Annotated in this window: 23 protein-coding genes; 12 read left to right on the top strand and 11 right to left on the bottom strand. The window is 69.4% G+C overall.

Annotation, left to right across the window (positions count from 1 at the left end; all coding sequences use genetic code 11):
* Positions 1–12: 12 nt before the first annotated feature.
* Positions 13–798 (bottom strand): glutaminyl-peptide cyclotransferase, encoded by a 786-nt coding sequence (locus FEK34_RS02385; RefSeq protein ID WP_138446188.1) that lies wholly within the window; start codon positions 796–798, stop codon positions 13–15.
* 17 nt (positions 799–815) lie between these two features.
* Here FEK34_RS02385 and FEK34_RS31080 point away from each other — a divergent pair, with 17 nt between their 5' ends.
* Together FEK34_RS31080 and FEK34_RS30565 are read left to right on the top strand one after the other, a co-directional pair.
* Positions 816–2318, top strand: coding sequence for a DUF3027 domain-containing protein (locus FEK34_RS31080; protein ID WP_283206578.1), 1503 nt, complete (start codon positions 816–818; stop codon positions 2316–2318).
* A 47-nt stretch (positions 2319–2365) separates the two neighbouring features.
* Positions 2366–5329, top strand: coding sequence for a sacsin N-terminal ATP-binding-like domain-containing protein (locus tag FEK34_RS30565; protein WP_249358750.1), 2964 nt, complete (start codon positions 2366–2368; stop codon positions 5327–5329).
* Between the two features lie 12 nt (positions 5330–5341).
* Here FEK34_RS30565 and FEK34_RS02365 read toward each other — a convergent pair whose 3' ends face one another.
* Positions 5342–5956 (bottom strand): TetR/AcrR family transcriptional regulator, encoded by a 615-nt coding sequence (locus FEK34_RS02365; protein WP_249358256.1) that lies wholly within the window; start codon positions 5954–5956, stop codon positions 5342–5344.
* Between the two features lie 124 nt (positions 5957–6080).
* On the opposite strand from FEK34_RS02365, the gene FEK34_RS02360 reads away from it, so the two are divergent.
* Entirely contained in the window at positions 6081–8123 is a 2043-nt protein-coding gene (locus tag FEK34_RS02360; RefSeq protein ID WP_138446187.1) for a neutral/alkaline ceramidase, read from the top strand.
* Between the two features lie 31 nt (positions 8124–8154).
* Here FEK34_RS02360 and FEK34_RS02355 read toward each other — a convergent pair whose 3' ends face one another.
* Entirely contained in the window at positions 8155–8394 is a 240-nt protein-coding gene (locus tag FEK34_RS02355) for a DUF2530 domain-containing protein (RefSeq protein ID WP_138446186.1), read from the bottom strand.
* A gap of 60 nt (positions 8395–8454) precedes the next feature.
* On the opposite strand from FEK34_RS02355, the gene FEK34_RS02350 reads away from it, so the two are divergent.
* Positions 8455–8892 carry a MarR family winged helix-turn-helix transcriptional regulator gene (locus FEK34_RS02350; RefSeq protein WP_138446185.1) on the top strand — a complete coding sequence of 146 codons (438 nt, stop codon included), beginning with the start codon at positions 8455–8457 and terminating at the stop codon, positions 8890–8892.
* Positions 8893–8899: 7 nt separating this feature from the next.
* On the opposite strand, the gene FEK34_RS02345 is transcribed toward FEK34_RS02350, so the two are convergent.
* Both FEK34_RS02345 and FEK34_RS02340 read right to left on the bottom strand, forming a co-directional pair.
* A complete protein-coding gene (locus FEK34_RS02345; protein WP_130918783.1) occupies positions 8900–9316 on the bottom strand; it encodes a YccF domain-containing protein in 417 nt (138 codons plus the stop codon).
* 77 nt (positions 9317–9393) lie between these two features.
* Positions 9394–10599: a GNAT family N-acetyltransferase gene (locus FEK34_RS02340; RefSeq protein WP_138446184.1), complete on the bottom strand. Its 1206-nt coding sequence runs from the start codon at positions 10597–10599 to the stop codon at positions 9394–9396.
* A gap of 95 nt (positions 10600–10694) precedes the next feature.
* Here FEK34_RS02340 and FEK34_RS02335 point away from each other — a divergent pair, with 95 nt between their 5' ends.
* Together FEK34_RS02335 and FEK34_RS02330 are read left to right on the top strand one after the other, a co-directional pair.
* Positions 10695–11498 carry a TrmH family RNA methyltransferase gene (locus FEK34_RS02335; protein WP_138446183.1) on the top strand — a complete coding sequence of 268 codons (804 nt, stop codon included), beginning with the start codon at positions 10695–10697 and terminating at the stop codon, positions 11496–11498.
* Complete coding sequence (locus tag FEK34_RS02330; protein ID WP_138446182.1) at positions 11495–11797, top strand: DUF2537 domain-containing protein; 303 nt, start codon at positions 11495–11497, stop codon at positions 11795–11797. Before FEK34_RS02335 ends, FEK34_RS02330 begins: the two co-directional genes overlap by 4 nt.
* On the opposite strand, the gene FEK34_RS02325 is transcribed toward FEK34_RS02330, so the two are convergent.
* Positions 11786–12628: a helix-turn-helix domain-containing protein gene (locus tag FEK34_RS02325; protein WP_138446181.1), complete on the bottom strand. Its 843-nt coding sequence runs from the start codon at positions 12626–12628 to the stop codon at positions 11786–11788. The genes FEK34_RS02330 and FEK34_RS02325 overlap by 12 nt on opposite strands.
* A gap of 103 nt (positions 12629–12731) precedes the next feature.
* Here FEK34_RS02325 and FEK34_RS02320 point away from each other — a divergent pair, with 103 nt between their 5' ends.
* The gene (locus tag FEK34_RS02320) at positions 12732–13610 is read left to right on the top strand and encodes an alpha/beta fold hydrolase (protein ID WP_138446180.1); all 879 of its coding nucleotides are present in this window, start codon (positions 12732–12734) and stop codon (positions 13608–13610) included.
* A gap of 46 nt (positions 13611–13656) precedes the next feature.
* On the opposite strand, the gene FEK34_RS02315 is transcribed toward FEK34_RS02320, so the two are convergent.
* The 3 genes from FEK34_RS02315 to serC all read right to left on the bottom strand — a co-directional run bounded on the left by FEK34_RS02315 (position 13657) and on the right by serC (position 17061).
* A complete protein-coding gene (locus FEK34_RS02315) occupies positions 13657–14403 on the bottom strand; it encodes a DUF6928 family protein (protein ID WP_138446179.1) in 747 nt (248 codons plus the stop codon).
* Between the two features lie 189 nt (positions 14404–14592).
* Positions 14593–15711: a septation protein SepH gene (gene sepH / locus FEK34_RS02310; RefSeq protein WP_138446178.1), complete on the bottom strand. Its 1119-nt coding sequence runs from the start codon at positions 15709–15711 to the stop codon at positions 14593–14595.
* 225 nt (positions 15712–15936) lie between these two features.
* Complete coding sequence (gene serC, locus FEK34_RS02305) at positions 15937–17061, bottom strand: phosphoserine transaminase (RefSeq protein ID WP_138446177.1); 1125 nt, start codon at positions 17059–17061, stop codon at positions 15937–15939.
* 63 nt (positions 17062–17124) lie between these two features.
* On the opposite strand from serC, the gene FEK34_RS02300 reads away from it, so the two are divergent.
* Positions 17125–17910 (top strand): hypothetical protein, encoded by a 786-nt coding sequence (locus FEK34_RS02300; RefSeq protein ID WP_249358749.1) that lies wholly within the window; start codon positions 17125–17127, stop codon positions 17908–17910.
* Positions 17911–18069: 159 nt separating this feature from the next.
* Here the strand turns inward: FEK34_RS02300 and FEK34_RS02295 are convergent, their stop codons facing one another.
* Positions 18070–19197, bottom strand: coding sequence for a citrate synthase 2 (locus FEK34_RS02295; RefSeq protein WP_138446176.1), 1128 nt, complete (start codon positions 19195–19197; stop codon positions 18070–18072).
* Positions 19198–19309: 112 nt separating this feature from the next.
* Here FEK34_RS02295 and pdxH point away from each other — a divergent pair, with 112 nt between their 5' ends.
* The 4 genes from pdxH to FEK34_RS02275 all read left to right on the top strand — a co-directional run bounded on the left by pdxH (position 19310) and on the right by FEK34_RS02275 (position 23246).
* On the top strand, positions 19310–20029 hold the full coding sequence (gene pdxH, locus FEK34_RS02290) for a pyridoxamine 5'-phosphate oxidase (RefSeq protein WP_138446175.1): 720 nt from the start codon (positions 19310–19312) through the stop codon (positions 20027–20029).
* An 80-nt stretch (positions 20030–20109) separates the two neighbouring features.
* Positions 20110–21393, top strand: a complete 1284-nt coding sequence (locus FEK34_RS02285; RefSeq protein ID WP_138446174.1) for an MFS transporter — start codon at positions 20110–20112, stop codon at positions 21391–21393.
* 158 nt (positions 21394–21551) lie between these two features.
* A complete protein-coding gene (locus FEK34_RS02280; RefSeq protein ID WP_104897758.1) occupies positions 21552–22853 on the top strand; it encodes a citrate synthase in 1302 nt (433 codons plus the stop codon).
* Between the two features lie 33 nt (positions 22854–22886).
* Complete coding sequence (locus tag FEK34_RS02275) at positions 22887–23246, top strand: FKBP-type peptidyl-prolyl cis-trans isomerase (protein ID WP_138446173.1); 360 nt, start codon at positions 22887–22889, stop codon at positions 23244–23246.
* Positions 23247–23319: 73 nt separating this feature from the next.
* Here the strand turns inward: FEK34_RS02275 and FEK34_RS02270 are convergent, their stop codons facing one another.
* Positions 23320–23691 (bottom strand): nuclear transport factor 2 family protein, encoded by a 372-nt coding sequence (locus FEK34_RS02270; protein ID WP_171048006.1) that lies wholly within the window; start codon positions 23689–23691, stop codon positions 23320–23322.
* Positions 23692–23745 lie beyond the last annotated feature (54 nt).

Raw genomic sequence — 23745 nt, 5'->3', positions numbered from 1 at the left:
GACGTGGTTCGCCTACGGCGCGGGGACGAAACGCACTTCGAACATGGTGGGCCAGTACTTGCCGGTGAGCAGGAAGCGGTCGGTGCCCGGAATCTGGGTGATGCCGTTGAGGACATCGGCGCCTGCGCGTTCGCCTGGCGAGAGCAGGCCCGAGGCGTCGATGGTGGCGAGGATCTCGCCGGTGCGGGGGTCGATGCGCAGGATTTCGTCGGTGGGCCAGGTGTTGGCGTAGACCGAGCCGTCGGCCGCGCACTCCAGTTCGTTCAGCCGCGCCGACGGGCGGCCGTGCAGTTCGACCGAGCCGGTGCGGGCGAAGGTGACCGGGTCGCGGAAGGTCAGGGTGGCCGAGCCGTCGCTCATGACCAGCTGCCCGTCGCGGGCGCACAGGCCCCAGCCTTCGCCCTCGTAGGACACCTGCCCGCGCTCGGCGAGGGTGGCTGGATCGCGGGCGAAGGCGATGCCGTCCTTCCAGGTGAGTTGCCACAGCATGTCACCCGCGACGGCAATGCCCTCACCGAACAGTGGCGGTGGCAGTTCCGCGGCGGCGAGTTCGGCGCCGGTGGCGCGGTCGACGGCGCGCACGCCCGACTCGCCCGGCATCCCGGTGCTCTCGTAGAGCACGCCGTCGGCGATCTGCAAGCCCTGGGTGAAGGCGCGCGGGTCGTGCGGGGTCGTGCCGAGGACCTCCACGACCAGCTGTGGCGCCTGATCTGCCGGGTCCTCGGCGCGCGCACAACCGGTCGCGGTGAGCAGGCAGAGCAGGGCAGCGACGGCCAGCGAACGCCGATCGGTCTCCATACGGCAAAATGTAGGCCGTGAGCGCAGTTTCTGTTTCGGACTCCGGCGTGCGGCCTGTTCTGGCCGACGCCGTCGAGCTTGCCCGTCGTGCGCTCCTCGAGCTGGAGCCATCCGGGGTCGGTGCGCATCTTGGTGTGTCCGCCGAGGACGACAACGCGGCAACACATCGCTTCGAGGCCACCCTGACCGGCTATCGCGGCTGGCAGTGGGCGGTCGTGGTGGCGGCGCCGCCGGGTGCGGACCGTCCGACGGTCAGCGAGTCGGCCCTGCTGCCGGGCCCGGACGCGTTGATCGCGCCCGAATTCGTGCCATGGGATCAGCGGGTGCGTCCTGGCGATCTGGCTCCCGGCGATCTGCTGGCCCCGCCGCCGAACGATCCGCGGCTGGCTCCCGGCTACACCGCCACCGGCGATCCCGAGATCGACGACGTGGCCTATCAGGTGGGCCTGGGCCGCTCGCAGGTGCTCAGCCTGGAGGGCCGCGAGGAGGCGGCGCAGCGCTGGTACACCGAGTTCGGTCCCGATACCGAGATGGCCAAGGCGGCGCCGGGCACCTGCGGCACCTGCGGTTTCTATCTGCCGCTGGCCGGCGCGCTGCGGGCGTGTTTCGGCGTCTGCGGTAATGCGATGGGCGCCGACGGGCATGTCGTGCACACCGAGTACGGCTGCGGCGCGCACTCCGACGTCACCGTGCCGAGTGGCGCGGGTTCGCCGCTGTACGAGGCCTACGACGATGCCGCGGTGGATCTGGTTCCGAAGGAAGCGCTGCGCGGCGAGAGCGGCGATGCCGGCTCCGGTGCGACGGCGTCGGCCGAGAGCGCCGAGGCAGCCGCCGCAACCGCTGCTGCCGATGGTGGTGTGGCGGGATCGGCTGAGGTCGCGGACGCCACGGCCCCCACCGCCGAGCGCGTCGAGCCTGTCGAGACAGCTGCCGCTGACGCAGGCACGACGGCCGCGGTCGAGGCTTCCGGTGCCGCCGACGCGGCTACTGCTGCCGAGCCCGCCGATCGTGCCGATACGGGCTCAACTGCCGAGGCCGCTGGTGCACTCGGCGAGAGCCCCGCTGTCGAGTCCGCTGGCGCTGCCGACGCGGCTCCCGCTGCCGACGCGGCTCCCGCTGCCGACGCGGCTCCCGCTGCCGAGGCTGCTGGTGCTGCCGACGCGGCTCCCGCTTCCGAGGCTGCTGGTGCTGCCGATGTGACTGCCGCTGCCGAGTCCGCTGGCGCTGCCGGCGCGACTCCCGCTTCCGAGGCCACCGATACTCCCGGCCTGGCTGCGGCCGTCGAGCCCTCCGGCCCGGCTAACGCCGTCGAGCCCGCCGACTCGGACAGTGATCGGCCTGCTGACGCGGCGTCGGGCACCGAGGCGACTCCTTCCTCCGCCGAAGCGGAGCAGCCCACCGCCTCGGTTCCGGAGCCCGAATCGTCCAATGGCACCGGGGAATCCGAGGTCACCGCGGATGCCGGCGATAGCCACGCGACGGACGCCCAGCCGGAGTCCGGGTCATCGGCGCTGAGCTGAGCCCGGCCGGGGACGACCCGTTCGATACCGAGCCCCTGCGCGCCGGTGTGCTCGCGGCATGGCGGGATTCGCCTACTCGGCTGCGGGAGGATGCGGCGACCGAAGCCGATCTGGTGCGGGCCGGGTATCGGGACCGGCTGCTGACGGAGCTGGCGCAGAATGCCGCCGATGCCGCCGCGAAGGCGGGCACAGCCGGTCGGTTCGCGGTGTGGGTGGACGGCCGTACGCTGCACGTCGCGAATACCGGTGCGCCATTGGACCGTTCCGGCGTCCATGCTCTGACGGCGCTGCGCGCGTCCGGCAAGTCCGACCCGGCTGCCAGCGTCGGACGCTTCGGTGTCGGCTTCACCGCGGTACTGACGGTGAGCGATGAGATCGAGATCCGCTCGACCACCGGGTCATTGCGGTTCTCGCGTGCCGCGACTCTGGATGCGCTGCACCGCAACGCCATTCATCTTCCTGGTGGATCCCCTGCCGGTGCGCAGTGGCAGCCGCCGGCGCTGCGGTTGGTGTGGCCGAGTGCGACTGGCCCGGCAACGGGTTTCGATACCGAGGTCGTGCTGCGGCTACGCGATGACGTGGACGCGCAGGCGTTGCTGGTGGCCATGCGGTCCGAAGTGGTCGACCTCCTGCTCGAACTTCCCGCCCTGCGTGAAATACGTGTCGGTGACGACGAGTTCGCCAGCACCACAGGCGATTTCGCGAATGATATCCAGGAATTGCGGGTCACCGGCCCGGAGGTGGATCAGCGCTGGTGGCAGTTCCGCACCGCCCGCGCCCGCTGGCTGCTGCCGGTCCGCGATGGTCGACCGGTGCGCGCCGCCGCCGACGTCCTGCGCGCACCGACCCGCTCCGACGAGGAGCTGTCGCTGCCGGCCCTGCTCATCGCCGATATCGCCATGCAACCCGACCGCCGCCGACTGCTCCCCGGCGCACACGTAGCGGAACTGGCCTCCGGGTACGCCGATTTCGCCCGCGCACTCCCGCCACGCGATCGCCTCACTCTGGTTCCCGTACCGGGATTCGCGCGCAGTGAGGCCGATGGGCTGCTCCGCGAAGCCATCATCCGAGAACTCCAGACCCATCCGTGGCTCCCGGTCGTCCCACCCGCCGGTCAGGACGGAAGCTCGACCGCCCCACGTATCGAACCCGAAGCGTTCGCCGAACATGATCTGGCCGACGCCGGCCGGTCCGACCCCGGCGGGCTGGACGGCACCCGGAGCTCGGCGGGTCCAGACTCAGGCTCTGTTGCGCCGCGGCCCGCCGGATGTGAGGTCTCCGCCGCAGAGGATCTGGCCGATGCGGACCGGTTCGACTTCCCCGGCGACGTGGCGCACTCCGGCCGCCCGGATCAGGACGCCGTCGCCGTCCCCACTCGAGCCAGCGTTTTCCCTGGTCTGAGCCCCGAACTGGCCGGCTTGCTATCCGATGTGCTCGGCCCGCTGGTGATCCCGGAACTCTCCGGTGGCCTGCATTCCGAAGCGCTGTCGGTCCTGGACGTGCACCGGGTCGGTCTGGCCCGCCTGGCCGAATTGTCGGGCGGACTGGATCGTTCGCCCGCCTGGTGGCGTGAGCTGTACGCGGCGCTCGAGCCCTACGTCACCGACCCGCTGGCCGTCGAGGAACTCGGCGCGCTCGCTGTTCCGCTGGCCGACGGGCGCCTGGTCACGGGCCCGCGCACCGCCGTTCTCGATGACGAACTGCACACGCCGATCCCGGTGCACTGGGCGCGATTGATTCATCCGGAGGCCGCGCACCCGCTGCTGTCGCGGCTGGGGGCGCGGCAGGCGACGGTGCGCGATCTGCTGTCGGATCCGGGGTTGCGCGCCGAGCTGGAGGATCATCCCGGCGATCCAGACACCACCGACGCGGTCTTGCGGCTGGCCGCCCAGGCCGAGCCCGCGGACCTGCCGTCATGGCTCGGCCAGCTCGAATTACCCGACGACACAGGTGAATTGCTGCCCGCCGACGAGCTGCTGCTGCCTGGTGCGCCGCTGCGTGCGGTGCTGGTAGCGGATTCTCCGTTCGGCACGGTCGACCAGGAACTGGTCGACCGTTACGGTCCCGAGGCCTTACGTGCGGTGGGTGTCGGATGGGATTTCGCGATCGTCAGCGAGACCGACCCGACCGGCCCCGATCACGACCTCCCGGACGAAGAGGCTTGGTGGGCGGGCCTATCCGAGGACCCGCCCGAACTGATAGCCGTGCGCGACCTCGATCTGGTCGACGACGCCGCCTGGCCACAAGCCTTGCGGCAGCTGGCCGCAGGGACGCGCACCCGTCCGCTGTTGGCGGACCCGAACGGCTACACCGCCTGGTGGCTGCGCCGCTTCGCCCATATCGACGGCACCCCGCTGGGCGTGCTGCGTCATCCCGATGAACCCGAATTCGCCGGTCTGCTCCCCGAATTCGCCGCACCCGGTTTCTCCCGCGCCGAGATCGACGCCCTGCGCCCGGTCCTGGCCGATCCCGCGACGATCACCCAGGAGCTGGCCGAGGCACTGCTGAAGGCACTCGCGGACCCGGCGAAATCCCCGGCCCCGCAGGCCACCGCACGCACCCACGCCCTGCTCGCGGCGGCGGAGGAGCATCTCGACCTCACCGAACTCGAGCTGCCCGACCTGGTGCGGGCACTGTCGGGTGCGACGGTGGACCCGGGGGAGGCGATGGTGCTGGATCAGCCGTGGTTCGGTCTGGCGATTCCGCCGCAACGCCTGGTCGTCGGCGCGGTGGAGTCGGCGCCCGCGCTGGCGACGCTGCTGGATCTGCCGCTGGTCTCGGAAGTCGTCACGGCCGAGGTGATCAGCACCGGACGCGCGAGCACTTGGGCGAGCGAGCCGATGGGCGTGGTGCTGCGTCAGCTTTTCGGTCTCCCCGAGGTCGACGGCGATCTGGTGGTGCACGACGAGCTACGGGTGCGGCTGTCCGGCGCGGTGCAGCGCACGGCCGAGGTCTCGTGGTGGCGTGACGGCGACACCACCCACATCCGAAATCCGCAGGCCGGGGACTGATCCGGGCGAAAACTACTTCGCGTACGTGCTGAGCATCTCGCTGAGCACATCCAGTTGCGTGCGCACGCTTTCGCTGTCGTTGTCCACCAGCCAGCGCAGCACGATCCCGTCGATCACGCTGAGGGTGAAGCGCGACAGGGTCTGCACCGGCACCGTCCATTGCGTGGACGTGGCATCGCGGGCGTGGTCGAGGATATCGGCGACGGTGGAATCGTTGAACGCGTACTGTTCGCGCGCGATCGCCAATTTCGCCGGCGTCTGCTCGCCCTCACGCAGCGCGTAGGTGGTGGTCTCGTAGGTGAGCAGCTGACGTTCCGGTGTGGCTTCGATGTTGAGCCACATCAGTTCCAGACCGGCGCGTACCAAAGATTGCAGTGCCGCTTTTCCGGTTCCGGCTTCCTGCCAGACCGTTTCATTGGCGTCGACGGAATCGCGCAATTCCATCGATAGCGCTTTGACCAGCTCGGTCATCAGCGCGTCCTTGTTTTCGAAACAGTAATGCACCACACCGAGCGAGACGCCTGCCGCTTGCGCGACATCGCGCGTGGTCACGCCTGCCACACCCTTTTTCTCGGCAAGGCCGATCGCGGCCTCGATAAGGTGGGCCCGTCGTTCTTCGACGCTCAATCGGGAGGACACCTGAGCGAGTTAAGCGCTCGCGGCGCGAACAGTCAATTCGCCGACCCGAAAATTCGTACTGGACGCCTGTCCAGATCTGTGGTTCGCTGCCAAAGATCGAAGGGAGTCTGTGATGTCGGTAACCCGCAGGACGCTGCTCGCCCGGACGGCGGTCGGCTCGGCCGCCCTCGCGGCGATGCCCGGTCTATCGGGCGTTGTCGCGGGAACGGCGGGTGCCGCGCCCGGCGGATACGAGATCGGCGCGGGGCTGTCCGACATCACCGGTCCGGCCGCCGACTGCGGCATGATGGGCTACTCCCAGCTGGAACAGACCACCGCGGGCATTCATCTGCGGCCCAGGGCCAGGGCATTCATCATCGGCGCGGGTGGGCGCCGGGTCGTGTTCGTGGTCGCCGACAACGGCATGATCTTCCAATCGGTGCATCGCGGGGTGATGCTCGCCCTCGCCGAACGCTTCGGCGACCTCTACACCGAACAGAACGTGCTGCTGACCTCGACGCATTCGCACGCCACCTGCGGCGGATCCAGCCACGACTACGCCTACAACCTGTCGATTCTCGGGTTCCAGCAGCAGGTCTACGACGCCGAAGTGCAGGGCATCGTCGAGGCCATCGCCGCCGCGCACGCCGATCTCGGCCCCGGTTCGCTGGCCCTGGGCCGCTCGCAGTTGCGCGACGCCAGCGTCAACCGGTCCCGAATCGCGTTCGACCGCAATCCCGAGGCCGATAAGCGCTATTTCCCGGACGCCATCGACCCGGCGGTGACGGTGCTGTCATTGCGGAAAGGCGGGCGCGAGATCGGCGCCATCACCTGGTTCGCCACGCACAACACCTCGATGACCAATGAGAACCGGCTGATCAGTTCCGACAACAAGGGTTACGCCTCGTTCAGTTTCGAACACACCGAGCACGGCGTGCGCTACCTGGACGGGCGTGCCGATTTCATCGCCGCATTCGCGCAGACCAATGCCGGTGATATGTCACCGAATCTGAATCTGCGGCCCGGCTCCGGTCCGACCGACGACGAATTCGAGAACACCCGCATCATCGGCGACCGGCAGTATCGCGCCGCGAAATCCGCCTTGGCGGCGGCGACGTCCGTCGGCGGTCCGGTGGACGCCATGCTCTGCTACATCGATCTGGCCGATATCACCGTCGACGGCCGCTTCACTCCGGACGGATCGCCCCGCCGAACCGCACCTGCTGCCGCCGGGGTTTCGCTCATCGCCGGCAGTGTGGAGGACGGTCCCGGTCTGCCGGGCGGCCCGATTCCGGAGGGCGTGACCAACCCGTTCGTCGCCGCACTCGGCGATCCGGGCGCTCCGGCGCCGGCGTGGCTGGCCGACGCCCAGGCCCCCAAGGCGATCGCCGCACCGCTCGGGCTGCTGCCGCCGGTGCCGTGGGTGCCGAATGTGGTGCCGATCCAATTGGTACGCATCGGCGAGCTGTACCTGGCGGCGGCCGGTGGCGAGTTCACCATCGTGTCCGGGCTGCGGGTGCGCCGAACCGTCGCCGCGGCGCTCGGCGTCGACGTCGAACAGGTGCTGATGCAGGGCTACGCCAACGCCTACCACGAGTACGTGACCACACCGGAGGAATACGACGCCCAGCAGTACGAGGGCGCCTCGACTCTCTACGGCCGGTACACCCTCTGCGCCTATCAGCAGGAATTCACCCGGCTGGCAACGGCTTTCGCGGCCCGTCAGCAGGTCGCGCGCGGACCGGCCCCGCGCGATGTCTCCGCGTTGCAGCCGAACTTCGTGCCCGCTCCCGGCCCCGACGCGACCCCACCCGGGCGCGGTTTCGGTGACGTCCTGGTGCAACCGGCGCCAACCGCGTCCCCGGGTACGCGCGTCGAAGTCGAGTTCGTCTCGGCCCACCCGAAGCACAATCCGCGCCGCAACGGCACCTTCCTCGAGGTGCAGCGGCGCACGGCCTCGGGCCGATGGGAGCGCGTGGCCAACGAGGGGGAGTGGGCCGTGCGTTTCCACTGGCGCTCGCCCGGCCCCGGAATCTCGCTGGCGCGTTTCACCTGGGATATCCCGGGTGACGCCGCCCCCGGCCGTTACCGCTTCCAGCACTTCGCCGACCGTCTCGGCGCCGACGGCTCGCTGACACCCATCATCGCCACCAGCGACGAGTTCGATATCGCCTGATCGGCGGCGTCGCTCGGGTGTGGCCGAGGGGTCAGAGCCCGGTCTGCGCGCCCTTGTCGCCGCGCCGGGCGCCCCGGCGCTGGATGACGAAGATCGTGTATCCGAGCAACCCGACCGCAAGCCCCATCAGGCAGACCGGACGCGCGGTCTCCCAACGGTCTCCACTCACCCAGACCACGACCGTGGCCAGCGCCCACAGCGCGCAGCCGACCGCGAGCACCGGCCGTGGGTCGGTGAGCCGGGGCGGAATCTGGGGCACCTGCTGGGTCACAGGGCTCAGCCTAGGCGAACATGCGTGAACTCCGGGCACGGTCCCGTATCGTGCTCAACTGTGACAACGCCATCGGATGTTCGAGAGCTCGCGGGTGAGCTGTCGCTGGCGGTCGTGCGTTTGACGCGGCATCTGCGCGGGCGACGGACCGATTCGCAGATCTCGCTGACCCAGCTGTCGGTGCTGGCCACCCTGCACCGCGACGGCGCCATGACCCCGGGTGCGCTCGCGGCGCGCGAACGGGTGCAGCCGCCGTCGATGACCAGGGTCATCGCCTCACTCACCGATCTCGGGCTGGTGGCGCGCGAACCGCATCCCACCGACGGCAGGCAGATCATCGTGTCGCTGTCACCGGCGGGCCGTGCGCTGATCGCCGATGAAGCCAGCGCGCGCGAAGCCTGGATGACCGAACAGTTGTCCAACCTCGCGCCGGAGCAGCTCGATGTGCTGTCGCGGGCGGTCACGATCATGAAGCAGATCGTCGCCGAATCCGAATGAACTCGGCTCAGGACGAGTAGCGGTAGTTCGGGGCGAACGCCTGGTCCGAATCGACGATGTCCTTGCCGAGCGGGAACAACGCCAGCGGAATCAGCTTGAGGTTGGCCCAGCCGAACGGGATTCCGATGATCGACACGAACAGCGGAATGCTGGTCAGCAAATGGCCCAGCGCCAGCCACCAGCCTGCGACCACGAACCAGATGATGTTGCCGATCAGCGATCCCGCGCCGGCCCCCGGCTTGTCCACGGTGGTGCGGCCGAACGGCCACAGCACGTAGGCGGCATTGCGCAGCGCGGCGATACCGAACGGGATGGTGATGATCAGGATGAAGCAGATCACCGCCGCCAGCAGGTAGCCGAGCGCCATCCAGAACCCGGCCAGGATCAGCCAGAGGATATTGAGGACGAGCCGGATCACCTGCATGGTTCCAGCATGCCAGGACCGGCCCTGATCGCGCATCCGATCGGGCCGGTCGATGGCCGCCGACGAACCAGCCGAGCTCAGAAGAACCAGCCGACCGTGGCGTCGCGATCGGTGGCGAAGGCCTGCTCTATCGCACGCACCGGCCCGGAATCCTTGGCCCGCAAACGGTTCGCCGCGGCGAACGCGCGCGGTGAATGCGCGCCAAGGTAGATGCTGCCGAGCACGTCGATACCCAGTTCCAGATCGGCGTCGCGATCGGTCGGCGCGCACTCGGCCACACCGTCGCGGATCCGCAGCGCGAAGGTGCCGCCTGCCTCCCGGAACGGATCGTGTACGGCGAGGACCAGGTCCAGGTCGGCGGCGTAGGCGCGGGCCGAGAGCGCGGCCGGAACATCCATGAGCCGCAACCACAATCCGTCGAAGCGGCCGGTGGTGCGGACCTGACGCGGATCGGTGAGCAGATAGGGCAGCGGATCGTTGTCGGTGACCACGGCCTCGATCCGGTCGATCAGATCCAGCCCGAGCAGCGCCCGCCACAACGCCGCATGCGCGTCGGTGGTGATCGTGCGATGTTCGACCACCTCGGCCACCGAGCCGTCGGCACCGTGCCGGTAGCGGTAGAGCGCGTAGCCGTCGGGATGCAGCAGGGCGAACAGGTCGGTGCCGCCGCCGCGGAAGCGTTCGGGATCGGCGAAACGGATCGCCCAGGCGGCATCGGGACGCACCTGGGCGCCTGGGACGAGCCTGCGCCAGCGGTCGTAGACGGCGCGGATGCGCTCCTGCGCGGCAGACAACGGAACCAGCTCGACTCCACCCGGATCGGGGACCATCGGCAGGAAGGCCGCGGCCCGCCGATTCACCCGGATGCTCTTCTCGACCACCGTCGGCCCGTACCCGAAACGGCCGTAGATGCCGCCCTCGCTGGCGGTGAAGATGGTCAGCGGCAGTCCGGCGGCCTCGGTGCGGCGATGCTGCTCGGTGTACATGGCGCGCAGGATGCCGCGGCGCCGATGCGTCGGCGCGACCGCGACGCCCGCGATTCCGGTGACGTCGACCTCGCGGCCACCGGGGACGGTGAGCGTCATCGTCGTGGACTGGGCGTGCCCGACCACCCGGCCGTCCACCTCGGCGATCAGCGCCTGTTCCGGCGGGAAGATGCGTGGGATCTGTTCGTTCTCCACCGGCGAGGTCCTGGTGGCGAAACAGACCTCGAGCAACAGCTGGATGGCGTCGGCGTCGGCCGGGCGCGCCGATCGGATGACGATGTCGTCGTGGATGGCCATGCCTCGAACGATGGCACTCTCGCACCGCGCGCGCACCCGATTTTCCGGCCGGGCCGCCTCCGCCGCGGCGGGCCGGGATTGGCAGGATGTCGGCTGTGGCGGTGGTTGTGGATATCGACGAGGTGGACGATCCGCGGGTCGATGATTTCCGGGATCTGAAGTCGGTCGATCGCAGGCCCGACCGGCCCGGCGGCAAAGGTCTGGTGATCGCCGAGGGCACGGTGGTGGTGCGGCGGATGCTGGATTCGCCGTTCCGCCCGCACGCGCTGCTCGGGACCGGCAAGCGGCTGGCGGAACTGGCCGAGGATGTCGCCGACGTCGACGCGCCCTACTACCGCGCCACGGCCGAGGTCATGGCCGAGGTGGTCGGGTTCCACCTCAATCGCGGGGTGCTCGCCGTCGCGCATCGTCTGCCCGAACGCACCTTGGACGAGGTCCTGGCCGGTGCGCGGACGGTGGCCGTCCTCGAGGGCGTCAACGACCACGAGAACCTCGGCTCGATGTTCCGCAATGCCGCCGGTCTCGGCGCCGACGCGATCCTGTTCGGCGAGCGTTGCGCCGATCCGCTGTATCGGCGCGCGGTGAGGGTGTCGATGGGGCATGTACTTCGGGTGCCGTTCGCGCGCGTGCCCGGCTGGCCCGGCGGCCTCGACCTGCTGCGCCGCGAGGGTTTTCAGATCATCGCGCTCACACCCGATCCGTCGGCGGTGAATCTGGCGACGGCCATGACCGGCGATCGGGTGGCCCTGCTGCTCGGCGCCGAAGGTCCCGGACTGACCGAAGAGGCCATGGCCGCCACCGATATCCGGGCCCGCATCCCGATGAGTCCGGGCACCGATTCGCTGAATGTGGCGACCGCGGCCGCGATGGCGTTCTATGAACGGGTGAGGACGACATGAGCGATCTGTCGCACAACCGCTACGACCCGTACCACGACTGTCAGGATCCGACCCCGTGGGCGGCGGGCATCACGGTGACGGTGCTGGTCGCGGCGCTGACGACGGTCGCGGTATACGCCTTCGGCGCGGCGCTGGCCGAGGTGCATCCGCTGTTGTCGGTGGGGGTGAACGTGGTCGCGGTCGGCGGTGTGGCGCCGACGGCGTGGCGGTGGCGGAACGAGCCGGTGACCCGATGGGTGCTCGCCGGTGGCGCCATCGGTGTGCTGCTGGCCTGGCTGGGTCTGCTGCTAGGGGTGTGAGCGCTGAGCGGCGGCGTGTGAGCGCTGAGCGGTTGGTGACGGCTGAGCGAGTCGGTCCGCGTCGTCGATGATGTGCAGCTCGCCGCCGACGCCGAGGAAGGCGGTGGGCGTCAGCCCGAACATCGCGCGGAACACGTCGCTGAAATGTGAGGGCGAGGCGAAGCCCGCGTCGACCGCGGCCCTGGTCAGATCGTGGCCCGTCGCGTACGCGCGACCCACCCGCAGCATCCGGGCCCACTGCACGTAGCGCCGGAAGCTGGTGCCGGTTTGTTCGGCGAACGTACGCAGGAAATGTGAGGTGGACAGTCCGGCGAGACCGGCGCTTTCCCGTGCGCGTTGGGGCCGGGCCGGGTCGGCGCGGATCGCGGCGGCGATGGTGGCGATGCGCGGATCCCGCACGGTGGGCACGGGGATGCTGGCCAGCTCGAGCAGGCGTTCCACATCGGGCTCGGGGTCGCGGCACAGCGCGACGATGTCGGCCTCGCGCCCGTGATCGGTCGCGTATCCGCCGATCGAGCGGGTCATCCCGCCCAGGCAGCGCGCCATCCGCGCGGAGGTCGGATCGAAGAAACAGAACAGCATTCGCCCCTGGCTGTCCACCAGGTGGTGGGTCACCCGGGCCCGGAACAGGAAGCTGCGTGCGGTGATATCGGGACCGTCGGCGACCCGAACCCGGAACGGCGCGTCGACCCCGACGCCCAGCGAGGCGATAGCCGTGGAATGCGCGGCCAACCCCAGGCTCGGCCCCAGATAGACCGCATGCCCCGGCCGGATCCACAGCTTCGCCGTGGCGGTATCGGAGCACGTTTCCGGAAGTGCCGACCGTGTCATGGGCGCGACGATACCGGGACGACAACGCGCACGGCGGCACCTCAGCCGGAACCGGACCACGCGGCATCACCGCCGCGACCAGCGACGACGAGCAGGAGGCGGCATGACCACCGACCGAATCGAACCGGCAACCAACCCATCGGCGATCGCGCAACACGAGGTCACCGTCGACGGCGCCCGCCTGCACTACGCCGAAGCCGGCACCGGCGATCCGCTGGTATTGCTGCACGGCTGGCCGGAAACCCACCTGGCCTGGGAATACCAGCTCGAACCGCTGTCGCGGCTGCGCCGGGTGATCGCGCCGGACTGGTTCGGCTGGGGCGAATCCACCCGTGCCCCGGGGTGGAGCTGCGACTACGACAGTGAGGTCGACCGGATCGCCCGGATGCTGGATGCGCTCGGCCTGGACCGCGTCGATGTCGCCTGTCACGACTACGGCGGGTTCCTCGGGCTCGGTTTCGTGCAGCGTCATCCGGATCGGGTGCGCCGTTTCGCCATTCTCAATTCACGGGCTCAGGGCACCTTCACACCGGCGTTCTATCTGCTGTTCGGACTGTTCACGGTGGCCGCACGGCATCGGCTGCTGCGTCCACTGCTCACCACCGCGCCGATCTACTGGGTGCACCGCCTGGGTTTGGCCGGTTTTCTGCGCGATGGCACTTTCGACGCCGAACGGCTCGAGCACTACCTCGCCATGCTGCGCACACCGCAGGGCCGGCACGAATACGCGCGCTTCTGGGCAGGCTACGAGGTGAAGGACCGCCCGGAGCTCGCGATCCGACTGGCCGAGATCAGCTGCCCGACCACCGTAATCTGGGGCACCCGCGAATACGCCATCCCATTGAGCACCGCCGAACGACTCGCTCGTGATATCGACGGCGCCGAGCTGGTGCGCATCGATGCGGGCCATTTCCTGATGGAGCAACGCCCGGAAGAGGTGACCGAGGCGCTACGGCGCTGGTTGCAACGGCCCGCGCCCTGAACCGGACTCCGCTCGCCCACCCACGCTCGGCCGGCACCGCCCGGTCTCAACCCACCGGATCGCCGCGCCGCAACCACGACAGCAGCCCGCGCCGCGGTTTCCCGTTCGCGATATGCGGCTGACCGTCACCGACGTGCACCGCCGGATCGGGCGCCTGGCCCTTCGGATACAGCGTGAACCCGCACACCGAGATGTCGCCGGGTAGCAGCGCGCCTTCGGCGGCCGGTGCGCGGTAATGGAACCCGAGCCATTCGTGGTTGGCGGCGTCGGCGAAATCGGGCGGGTCGAACGGCAGGATCTGCGGGTCGGGCATGTCGCCCACCTGCAACCGCACCGGATGCTCGCCCGCCCAGTACGGTCGCTCCCACACCAGCGGCAGGCCTTCGTCTTCCAGGATGTGCACGCGGTTGGCGCTGAACGCGCGCCGGAATTCACCACGCTCCCAGTGCGCGAACGAACCCCAGCGGTGCGCGGTGTCGAAGGCGATGAGATAGGTGTGCTCGGAGGCCAGCGGCCGGATCAGCGGGGTGGGCAGCGCGGTCGGCCGCACCCGAGCCATCTGTGGCGAACACACCACGGTCACACCGGGATAGCAGCCGATGTACACCTCGTCGGCGTCGGGACCGGCGCAGCCGCCGAGCGTGCCGACCATGATCGGCACCACGTCGCGGTCGGGATGCAGCTGCTCGGCCAGCGCACGCGCGGCGTCGGGATCGGAGTCGTGATCCTCGCGCAGCACCGCCAGCGGATCGGGTGCGTCGACGTACCAGAGCGACGAAGCCTTGGACAGCATTTTCGGCACCTCCCGAGTTGCACGAAAAGAGCTCCGCGAACGTCGGGCAATGCCCGGTGCGTCGAACGCGTTCCCGGCACCGCCCTACGCCGACCGAGGTCGACGACACACCGAAAAATCTACTCGCCCCGGCCGCGTCATACTGCGGCTTCGCCGGTTATGACATCGGCCTACCTGCGCCGACGCGGCTCAGTGACCGGAGCTGCGGACCCCGAGCAGCACGTCCTCCCACGACGGCATCGGCGCCTTGCCGCGCTTGGTGCGGGCAGGCTTGGCGGCCTTGGCCGTGGCGGGCTTGGCTTCCTCGGCGACCGCCTTCTCGGTGACCGGTTCGGCCGATTCCGTTGCCGCCGCGGGAACCTCGACGGTGCTCGCCGCGGTGGGCTCGACGCGCGCGGCGGATTCGGCCCTGACCTCGGCCTCGGCGCGAGCCGCCGGCTCGGCGTCCACCCGGCCACCGGCGGCCGGCGTCTTGGGCCCGGTCGCGGCGGCACCCGTGGCCGAACCACCGGCTGCCGGAATCGAACCCGTCGACGACGACGCGGCGGGCAGGGCGGTGGTGCCACCGGCGGCGACGGCGCGCTGCCCGTAGTACTCCTCCAGCACGGGCTGATTCTGCGGAAGCGCGGCGCTTTCGCGCGACGGGCGCGGCTCGGCGGGCGGCTCGACCGGGGCCGGGGCCTCGGGCTCCTCCGGCAGGATCGTCGCCAGGCCACGCAGCGCGCGCCCGAAATCGGGATCGATCAGATCGGCGGCGGGATCATCGAGCGGGGACACCGTGCCACCGTGCGCATCCGGCTGGTAACGCCAATGCGCGGCGATCTCCGAACGCCCGTTCTGCCACTGCAGCTGGGCGACCCAGAAACCCTTCTCGTCTTTCCAGGCATCCCATTCGGCGTTTTCCAGGGTGTGCCCGCGCGCGGTGAACGCGGCGGTGACGACATCGATGAGGATTTCCACCGCGGGACCGTCGGGCCGCACCGGATGCGCCTTCTGCGCCAATTCCGCGGCGCGGGCGCGCTCGAGCAGCACCGGGTAGGCGAAACGTTCGACACGGCTGGCCGGCATGCCGGATTCTTCGGTGACCTGGGCTACGGAGGCACCGGCACGGATACGGGCCTGGATATCGCGTGGTCGCATAGTCGCTTCCATTTCGATCTCGATCTGGCCGAATCGGGCAAGGTCTCCGCGGGCAGCGGCACGCAGTTTGTCATCGGCGGGAAGCCGGAATTTCTGGCCGCTTTCGGTGTCCACACAGACGATATGGGCGGAATCGGGCGTCACGCCGATCACTCGAAGTTCACGCACCGTTACCTCCTTATCGCGTCGGCTCGCGACACCGCCCACGTTCTGGAACAGTAGTGCACTTCTGTCAATCCCGCCGCAAGACACGCGGCATCGAAATCTACCCCTAACGCACCGCGCACGGCTAATCTGCTCTATTCCGTTGCGAACCAAGCAGTTTCCCCCACTTGACAAAAAGAGAACCCGCCACGCGGTCGGCGCGGCGGGTTCTCGCTGGTTTCAGGCGGTTCAGCTCAGCTTTTCCACGACCCAGTCGACGGCCTTGGTCAACTGGCTGACGTCGTCGGGATCGATGGCCGGGAACATGCCGATACGCAGCTGGTTACGGCCCAGCTTGCGGTAAGGCTCGGTGTCGACGATGCCATTGGCGCGCAGCACCTTGGCCACCGCGGCGGCGTCCACCGAATCGGCGAAATCGATGGTGCCCACGACCTGCGAACGGTGCGCCGGATCGCTGACGTAGGGGGTGGCGTATTCGCTCGACTCGGCCCACGAGTACAGCCGCGAGGACGAATCCAGCGTCCGCTTGACCGCCCAGTCCAGGCCGCCGTTGCCGTTGAGCCATTCGATCTGGTCGGCGAACAGCAGCAGGGTGGCCAGCGCCGGGGTGTTGTAGGTCTGGTCCTTGGTGCTGTTGTCGATGGCGATCGGCAGCGACAGGAAGTCCGGGGTCCAGCGGCCCGAGGACTTGATCTCCTCGACGCGGGCCAGTGCGGCCGGGCTCATCAGCGCGATCCACAGGCCACCGTCGGCGGCGAAGCACTTCTGCGGGGCGAAGTAGTAGACGTCGGCGTCGGTGATGTTCACCGGCAGGCCGCCCGCGCCGGAGGTGGCGTCGATGGCGATGAGCGCGTTCTCCGAACCGGCCGGACGCTGCACCGGGATGGACACGCCGGTGGAGGTCTCGTTGTGGGCCCAGCCGATGAGGTCGGCCGACGGGTCGGCGACCGGCTCCGGCGCGCTGCCCGGCTCGGCCGAGAGCACGATCGGGTCGCCGATGAAGGGGTTGTTCTTGGCCACCGAGGCGAACTTCGAGCTGAACTCACCGTTGGTCAGGTGCAGCGAACGCTCGCGGATCAGGCCGAAGGCCGCGGCGTCCCAGAACGCGGTGGTGCCGCCGTTGCCGAGCACGACCTCGTAGCCGTCGGGCAGCGAGAACAGCTCGCGCAGACCCGAGCGCACCCGCGCCACCACATCCTTGACCGGCTTCTGCCGATGCGAGGTACCGAACACCGAGGCGCCCACCTCGACCAGGGACCGCAACTGCTCCGGTCGCACCTTGGAGGGGCCGCAACCGAAACGTCCGTCGGCAGGCTTGAGGTCGTCGGGAATGGTCGGGAACGCACTGGTCATGGCGAACAGCGTAGTCGCGGTATCGCTGTGGTGTGTACCACCCTCCGGCTAACCTGAACCCTCATGAGCATGCTGTCGGCAAACTCCGGGCGGCGATCACGCGGTTGGCATGGGGTGCGGTCGGCGCGGGCGGGGCGCAGGCGTCGCCGGAGCAGGCCGCGAGGGGTCGTCGCGGCGGGTGCCCGGCGTTCGGGGATCGGACTGTGGTTGCTCGGCATCGGGTTGGCGGTGTCGAGCCTGCGTCCGCGGATGCGGTGGCGGATCGGCCCGCAGACGGGCGTGCTGACCGGATCGGCGCGGCGCGAGCTGCTGCTGCGCGGGACCCACGGCACCGCCACCGTGCTCGGTGTGCGACCGCGCCGCAGAGAGGCCGGGCACGTGTTCTGGGTGCGGATACAGCTCGACGGCGAGCCGCCGTATGAGACCAGGGTGCGCCAGCGGGTGCGGGAAGAGGACCTGGACCGGATGCGGCCGGGCGACGTCGTCTGCTGCCGGGTCGACCCGGGCGACCGCGAGCGCGTGGTGCTACAGGTCTCCGACGACGCCGAACCTGGCCGGGTCGGCATCGCGAAGATCTTGGCCGACGGCCGCCGCGCCCAGGCGACGGTGCTCGCGGCGACCCCCATGGCCGCCGACTACTCCGGCCGCGACGATCCGGTGCTGCGGCTGGATCTGGAATTGCAGGCCTGGGACGAGCCCGCGCCGTGGCGGGTGCGGCTGGTGCAGCCGGTGCCGCTGTCCGCGATCGGCCTCGTCGACCTCGGTAAACGGCTCGAAGTCGCGTTCTTCACCGTCGACCGGGGTGAATCGGTCGCCGTCGACTGGGCCGCGTCGGTGGGTGAGCGGTAGACCGCGTCGACGCCGAGCCGCCGGTCCGCGGCACGTCCGTCCACGGGTGAATACGGTGCTGCTGGGTGTGATGCGGTGATCGGCGCCGCCGCGACGCCGAGGCCGCCCAGCGCTCCGGTAGCGGCGCGCAGCGAGAACGCGCCGCCGCAACCGGATGGATCAGCTGTGCGCGATGGACGCCCAGCCGGTGACCTCGTCGGGCTTGCGGGGGCCAGGTCCGGTGTAGATGGCGGCCGGTCGCACCAGCTTGCCGAGTTGCTTCTGCTCCAGGATGTGCGCGCACCAGCCCGCGGTCCGGCCGCAGGTGAACATGGCGGGCATCATGTGCGCGGGCACCTCGGCGAAGTCGAGGATGACCGCGGCCCAGAACTCCACATTGGTCTCGATGGCACGATCCGGGCGACGCTCGCGCAGTTCGGCCAGCGCGGCCTGCTCGAGCGCGGCGGCGACCTCGAAACGCGGGGCGCCGAGCCGCTGAGCGGTGCTGCGCAGCACCCGGGCCCGCGGGTCCTCGGCCCGGTAGACCCGGTGCCCGAAGCCCATCAGCTTCTCCTTGCGGTCGAGGATGCCCTTGACCAGCGCGCGGGCGTCGCCGGTGCGCTCGACCTCTTCGATCATCGGCAGCACGCGCGCCGGGGCGCCGCCGTGCAGCGGACCGGACATGGCGCCGATCGCGCCCGACAGCGAGGCCGCCACGTCCGCGCCGGTGGAGGCGATCACGCGCGCGGTGAAGGTGGAGGCGTTCATGCCGTGTTCGGCGGCCGAGACCCAGTAGGCGTCGATGGCCTCGGTGTGCCGCGGATCCGGGTCACCCTTCCAGCGGGTCATGAACCGCTCGGTGACCGTGGTGCACTCGTCGATCTTCCGCTGCGGGACGGCGGGCTGGTAGATGCCGCGTGCGGACTGCGCCACATACGACAGCGCCATCACCGAGGCGCGCGCCAGGTTCTCCCGCGCGGTTTCGTCGTCGATGTCGAGCAGCGGCTCGTAACCCCAGATCGGGGCGAGCATGGCCAGGCCGGCCTGCACGTCGACCCGGACGTCGCCGGTGTGCACCGGCAGCGGGAACGGCTCGGCCGGCGGCAGGCCGCGGCCGAATTCGCCGTCGACCAGCAGCGCCCAGACGTCACCGAAGGTCACCCGGTTGGCGACCAGATCTTCGATATCCACCCCGCGGTAGCGCAGCGCGCCACCGTCCTTGTCGGGTTCGGCGATATCGGTGGTGAACGCGACGACACCCTCGAGACCGCTGACGAAATCCGGGGGAACCGCGGGGCTGGTAGTCATGTGGTGACTCTCCTTGCACGTCGGGTCGCATGGCTCGCGGTGCACGGTGGTCGCGGCACATGCCGATCACCAAAACCTTAGCCCCTAGCTACTGCGGAGTAACGTCTGCCCCATGCGTGACCTGGACAATTCCTACCCGGATCTCGCCGCCATGCGCGTCGACTACGGTGCCGGGCCTTTCGACAGCGAGGGCGCGCCCGGTACCGGGGCCCGCGATGCCGATCTGGACGAGAACTGGCTGGCAGGCGGCTGGGAACCGTTGCTGCGGCACTGGATCGAGCAGGCCACCGCGGTCGGTATCGCCGAGCCCAACGCCATGGTGCTGGCCACGGTCGCGCTCGCCGCCGACGGCACGCCGCGTCCGGTCGCGCGCACCGTGCTGTGTAAAGGGCTCTCGCCCGAAGGTGTGACTTTCTACACCAATTACGACTCGGCAAAGGGGACGCAACTGGCCGCGGTGCCGTTCGCGGCGGCCACCTTCGTCTGGCCCGCGCTGGGCAGGCAGGTGCATCTGCGCGGGCCGGTGCAGCGGGTCTCGGCCGAGACCACCGCCGTCTACTGGCGTTCGCGCCCGCGTGATTCTCAGCTCAGCGCCTGGGCCTCGCACCAGTCCAGGCCGATCGCCTCGCGGGCCGAACTCGATCGCGCGCTGGCCGAGACCACGGCGCGCTTCGCCGGCGTCGACGAGATCCCCGTGCCGCCGCACTGGGGTGGTTACCTGCTGCGGCCCGACGAGGTCGAGTTCTGGCAGGGGCGTCAGGGGCGGTTGCACAACCGCATCCGGGTCAACGTCGACGGCGCCACGATGACGGTCCAGCGCCTACAGCCCTGATCCCCAGACGGGCAATGCATCCAATCATGTGATGAATAAGGTCTGGCCGAATCCGGCCGGGCTCGCATAATCTGCGGCCGGTGAAAGTGCTCGCCGACACCAGGCCACTGCGCGACCCGGACTACCGCAGGCTGTGGACCTCCGGCATCGTCACCACGATCGGGGCGCAACTCTCGGTCGTCGCGGTCCCGACCCAGATCTTCCAGCTCACCGGCAGTTCCGGATACGTCGGGCTGGCCGGCCTGTTCGGGCTGGTGCCGCTGATCGTGTTCGGGCTGTGGGGCGGCGCGCTCGCCGATGTGATGGACCGGCGCACGCTGCTGCTGATCACCAACGCGGGCACCGGACTCACCGCGCTCGCCTTCTGGATCCAGGCCGCGCTCGGCGCGGGCAATGTGTGGCTGGTGCTCGGCCTGTTCGCGGTGCAGCAGGCCTTCTTCGCCGTCAATCAGCCCACGCGCAGCGCGACCATCCCCAGGCTTCTGCCGGAAAGCCAACTGGCCGCGGCCAATTCGCTGTCGATGACGGTCACCCAGTTCGGCGCCATCGCCGGGCCGGTGCTCGCCGGCGCACTCATCCCGCTGATCGGGCTGTCCACGCTGTACCTGATCGACGCCATCGCGCTGCTGGTCACGATATGGGCGGTGTGGCGGCTGCCGTCGCTGCCGCCGACCGGCTCGGTGCGCCGCGCCGGCCTGCGCACGGTGTTCGACGGCTTCGCCTACCTGGCCACCCAGCGCATCCTGCTCGCCTCCTTCGCCGTCGACATCATCGCCATGGTGTTCGGCATGCCGCGGGCGTTGTTCCCGCAGATCGCGCACGAGACCTTCGGCGATCCGGCCACCGGCGGCGTCGCGCTCGGGCTGCTGTTCGCGTCCATGTCGGCCGGCGCCGTGCTCGGTGGCGTGTTCTCCGGGTGGATTCCGCGGGTGCGCCGTCAAGGGCTCGCGGTGATCGTGTGCATCGCGCTGTGGGGGCTGGCGATGGTCGGTTTCGGGGTCGCGGTCGGGTTCACCGGACACGGTCTCGGCGTCGCCGCCGGGCTGTGGATCGCGCTGGCCTGCTCGGCCTTCGGAGGCGCGGTGGACATGGTCTCGGCCGCGCTGCGGATGACGATGTTGCAGACCGTCGCGACCGACGAAATGCGCGGCAGACTGCAAGGGGTGTTCATCGTCGTGGTCGCCGGCGGCCCGCGAATCGGTGATGTTGCGCACGGTTTTGCCGCGGCGAGCCTGGGTACCGCCGTAGCCGCCGCGGGCGGTGGAGTGCTGGTCGTGGTCGGTGTGGTGCTCGCGGCGCTGGCCTTCCCGGCCTTCGTGCGATACCGGGTGGGCCGGTCAGAGGCGAAACCGGTGCCCGCGTGAGTACCCCGGCCTCACCGCCCGTCTGTACGTTTGTGAGATCGTGCGGTGGGCACCCTCCTGCCCGAGCCCGGCGAAGCAGCGACTAGCGTCATGGTCAAGCGCACCGCCGTGCCGACCGCACCCGGTGCCGACGGTCATAGCCTGAGAGGGATCCTTCCGTGCCCGAGAATCACATCAATGACGCCAAGCCGGTGCTGACGTACCCCGGTGGCGAATACCCCATGACGATCGCCGAGGCCTCCGAGGGCAACGACGGCATCGACCTGGGCAAGCTGCTGGCGAGCACGGGATACACCACCTACGACCCCGGCTTCGTCAACACCGCCTCCACCAAGTCGGCCATCACCTACATCGACGGCGAGGCGGGCATCCTGCGCTACCGCGGGTACCCGATCGACCAGCTGGCCGAGCGCTCGACCTTCATCGAGGTAAGCTACCTGCTCATCTACGGCGAGCTACCGACGCAGGCCCAGCTCGAGTCGTTCACCGACAAGATCCGCCGCCACACCCTGCTGCACGAGGATCTCAAGCGATTCTTCGACGGCTTCCCGCGCAACGCGCACCCGATGCCGGTGCTGTCGTCCGCGGTGAACGCGCTGTCGGCCTACTACCAGGACTCGCTGGATCCGCGCGACCCCGAGCAGGTCGAGCTGTCCACCATCCGCCTGCTGGCCAAGCTGCCGACCATCGCCGCGTACTCGTACAAGAAGTCGGTCGGCCAGCCGTTCCTCTACCCGGACAACTCGCTGAGCCTGGTGGAGAACTTCCTGCGGATGACCTTCGGCTTCCCGGCCGAGCCCTACGAGGTCGACCCCGAGATCGCCGCCGCGCTGGACATGCTGCTGATCCTGCACGCCGATCACGAGCAGAACTGCTCCACCTCCACCGTGCGCCTGGTCGGCTCCTCCGACGCCAACCTGTTCACCTCGGTGTCCGGCGGCATCAACGCGCTGTGGGGCCCGCTGCACGGCGGCGCCAACCAGGCCGTGCTGGAGATGCTCGACGACATCAAGGCGCAGGGCGGCGATGTCAAGGAGTTCATCCGCAAGGTCAAGAACAAGGAAGACGGCGTGAAGCTCATGGGCTTCGGGCACCGCGTCTACCGCAACTACGACCCGCGCGCGGCCATCGCCAAGAAGCACGCCGACGCCATCCTGGCCAAGCTCGGCGGTGACGACGAGCTGTTCGACATCGCGAAGGCGCTGGAAGAGGCCGCCCTGACCGACGATTACTTCGTCGAGCGCCGCCTGTACCCGAACGTCGACTTCTACACCGGCGTCATCTACAAGGCCATGGGCTTCCCGACCCGCATGTTCACCGTGCTGTTCGCCATGGGCCGGCTGCCCGGCTGGATCGCGCACTGGCGCGAAATGCACAGCGAGCCGCTCAAGATCGGCCGCCCGCGCCAGATCTACACCGGGTACGGTGCGCGCGACTACCACGAGATCACCAACCGCTAGAGCCGAAGCACACATATCGAAGGGGATATGCGAATGACCAAGCCGGAGATCGAATTCCAGGCGGGCCCCGCGCCTACCGACCTCGTCATCAAGGACATCACCGTCGGTGACGGCGCGGAAGCCAAGGCCGGCGGCACCGTCGAGGTGCATTACGTGGGCGTCGAATTCGACACCGGCGAGGAGTTCGACTCGTCCTGGAACCGCGGCGAGTCCATCACCTTCCCGCTGCGCGGCCTGATCCAGGGCTGGCAGGATGGCATCCCCGGGATGCGGGTCGGCGGCCGCCGCCAGCTCACCATCCCGCCGGAGAAGGCGTACGGTCCGGCCGGCGCAGGCCACAGGCTCTCCGGTAAGACGCTGGTCTTCGTCATCGACCTGCTGGACGTCAAGTAATCTCGGCCTCCCACTGTGGCCCGCACTCATCGAGTGCGGGCCGCAGTGCTGTGTCAGCGGGGTCGATGCTGTCTCAGCTGGGTGGGGATGCGGCCGCCCGGGCGGCGTCGAACGGGGCGCGGTCGAAGATGATCCGGATGTGGGTGATCCGGCCGTCGGCGACGGTGTAGAGCTCGGCGCCGGGTGCGTGCGGCACCGGGACGGTGGTGGTGTCGTACATCAGCATCGCGGTGTGGTCGTCGCCGAACGCGCCGAGCAGCCGCGAGCTCGTCATGATCTGGCTGAACGGTTCCATGAAGGCCCGGAAATCGGCCAGGCCGGTGATCTGCCCGGACGGCGCCTCGCAGACGAGGTCGTCGGCCAGATAGGTGCTGGCGCGGTCGAAGTCGTGGCCGGTCCAGGCGTGGTGGTAGTCCAGCGCGGTCTGCAGAGCACTGCTGGTCATGATGTCCTTCCGGGTCGGTGGGCCGCTCGCTGCCGCCCTCACCGATACCGACAC

The sequence above is a fragment of the Nocardia cyriacigeorgica genome (assembly GCF_005863245.1).
GTDB lineage: Bacteria > Actinomycetota > Actinomycetes > Mycobacteriales > Mycobacteriaceae > Nocardia > Nocardia cyriacigeorgica_C.
Note: the sequence above shows the minus strand (reverse complement) of the source record. Positions and strands in the feature narration are given on the sequence as shown.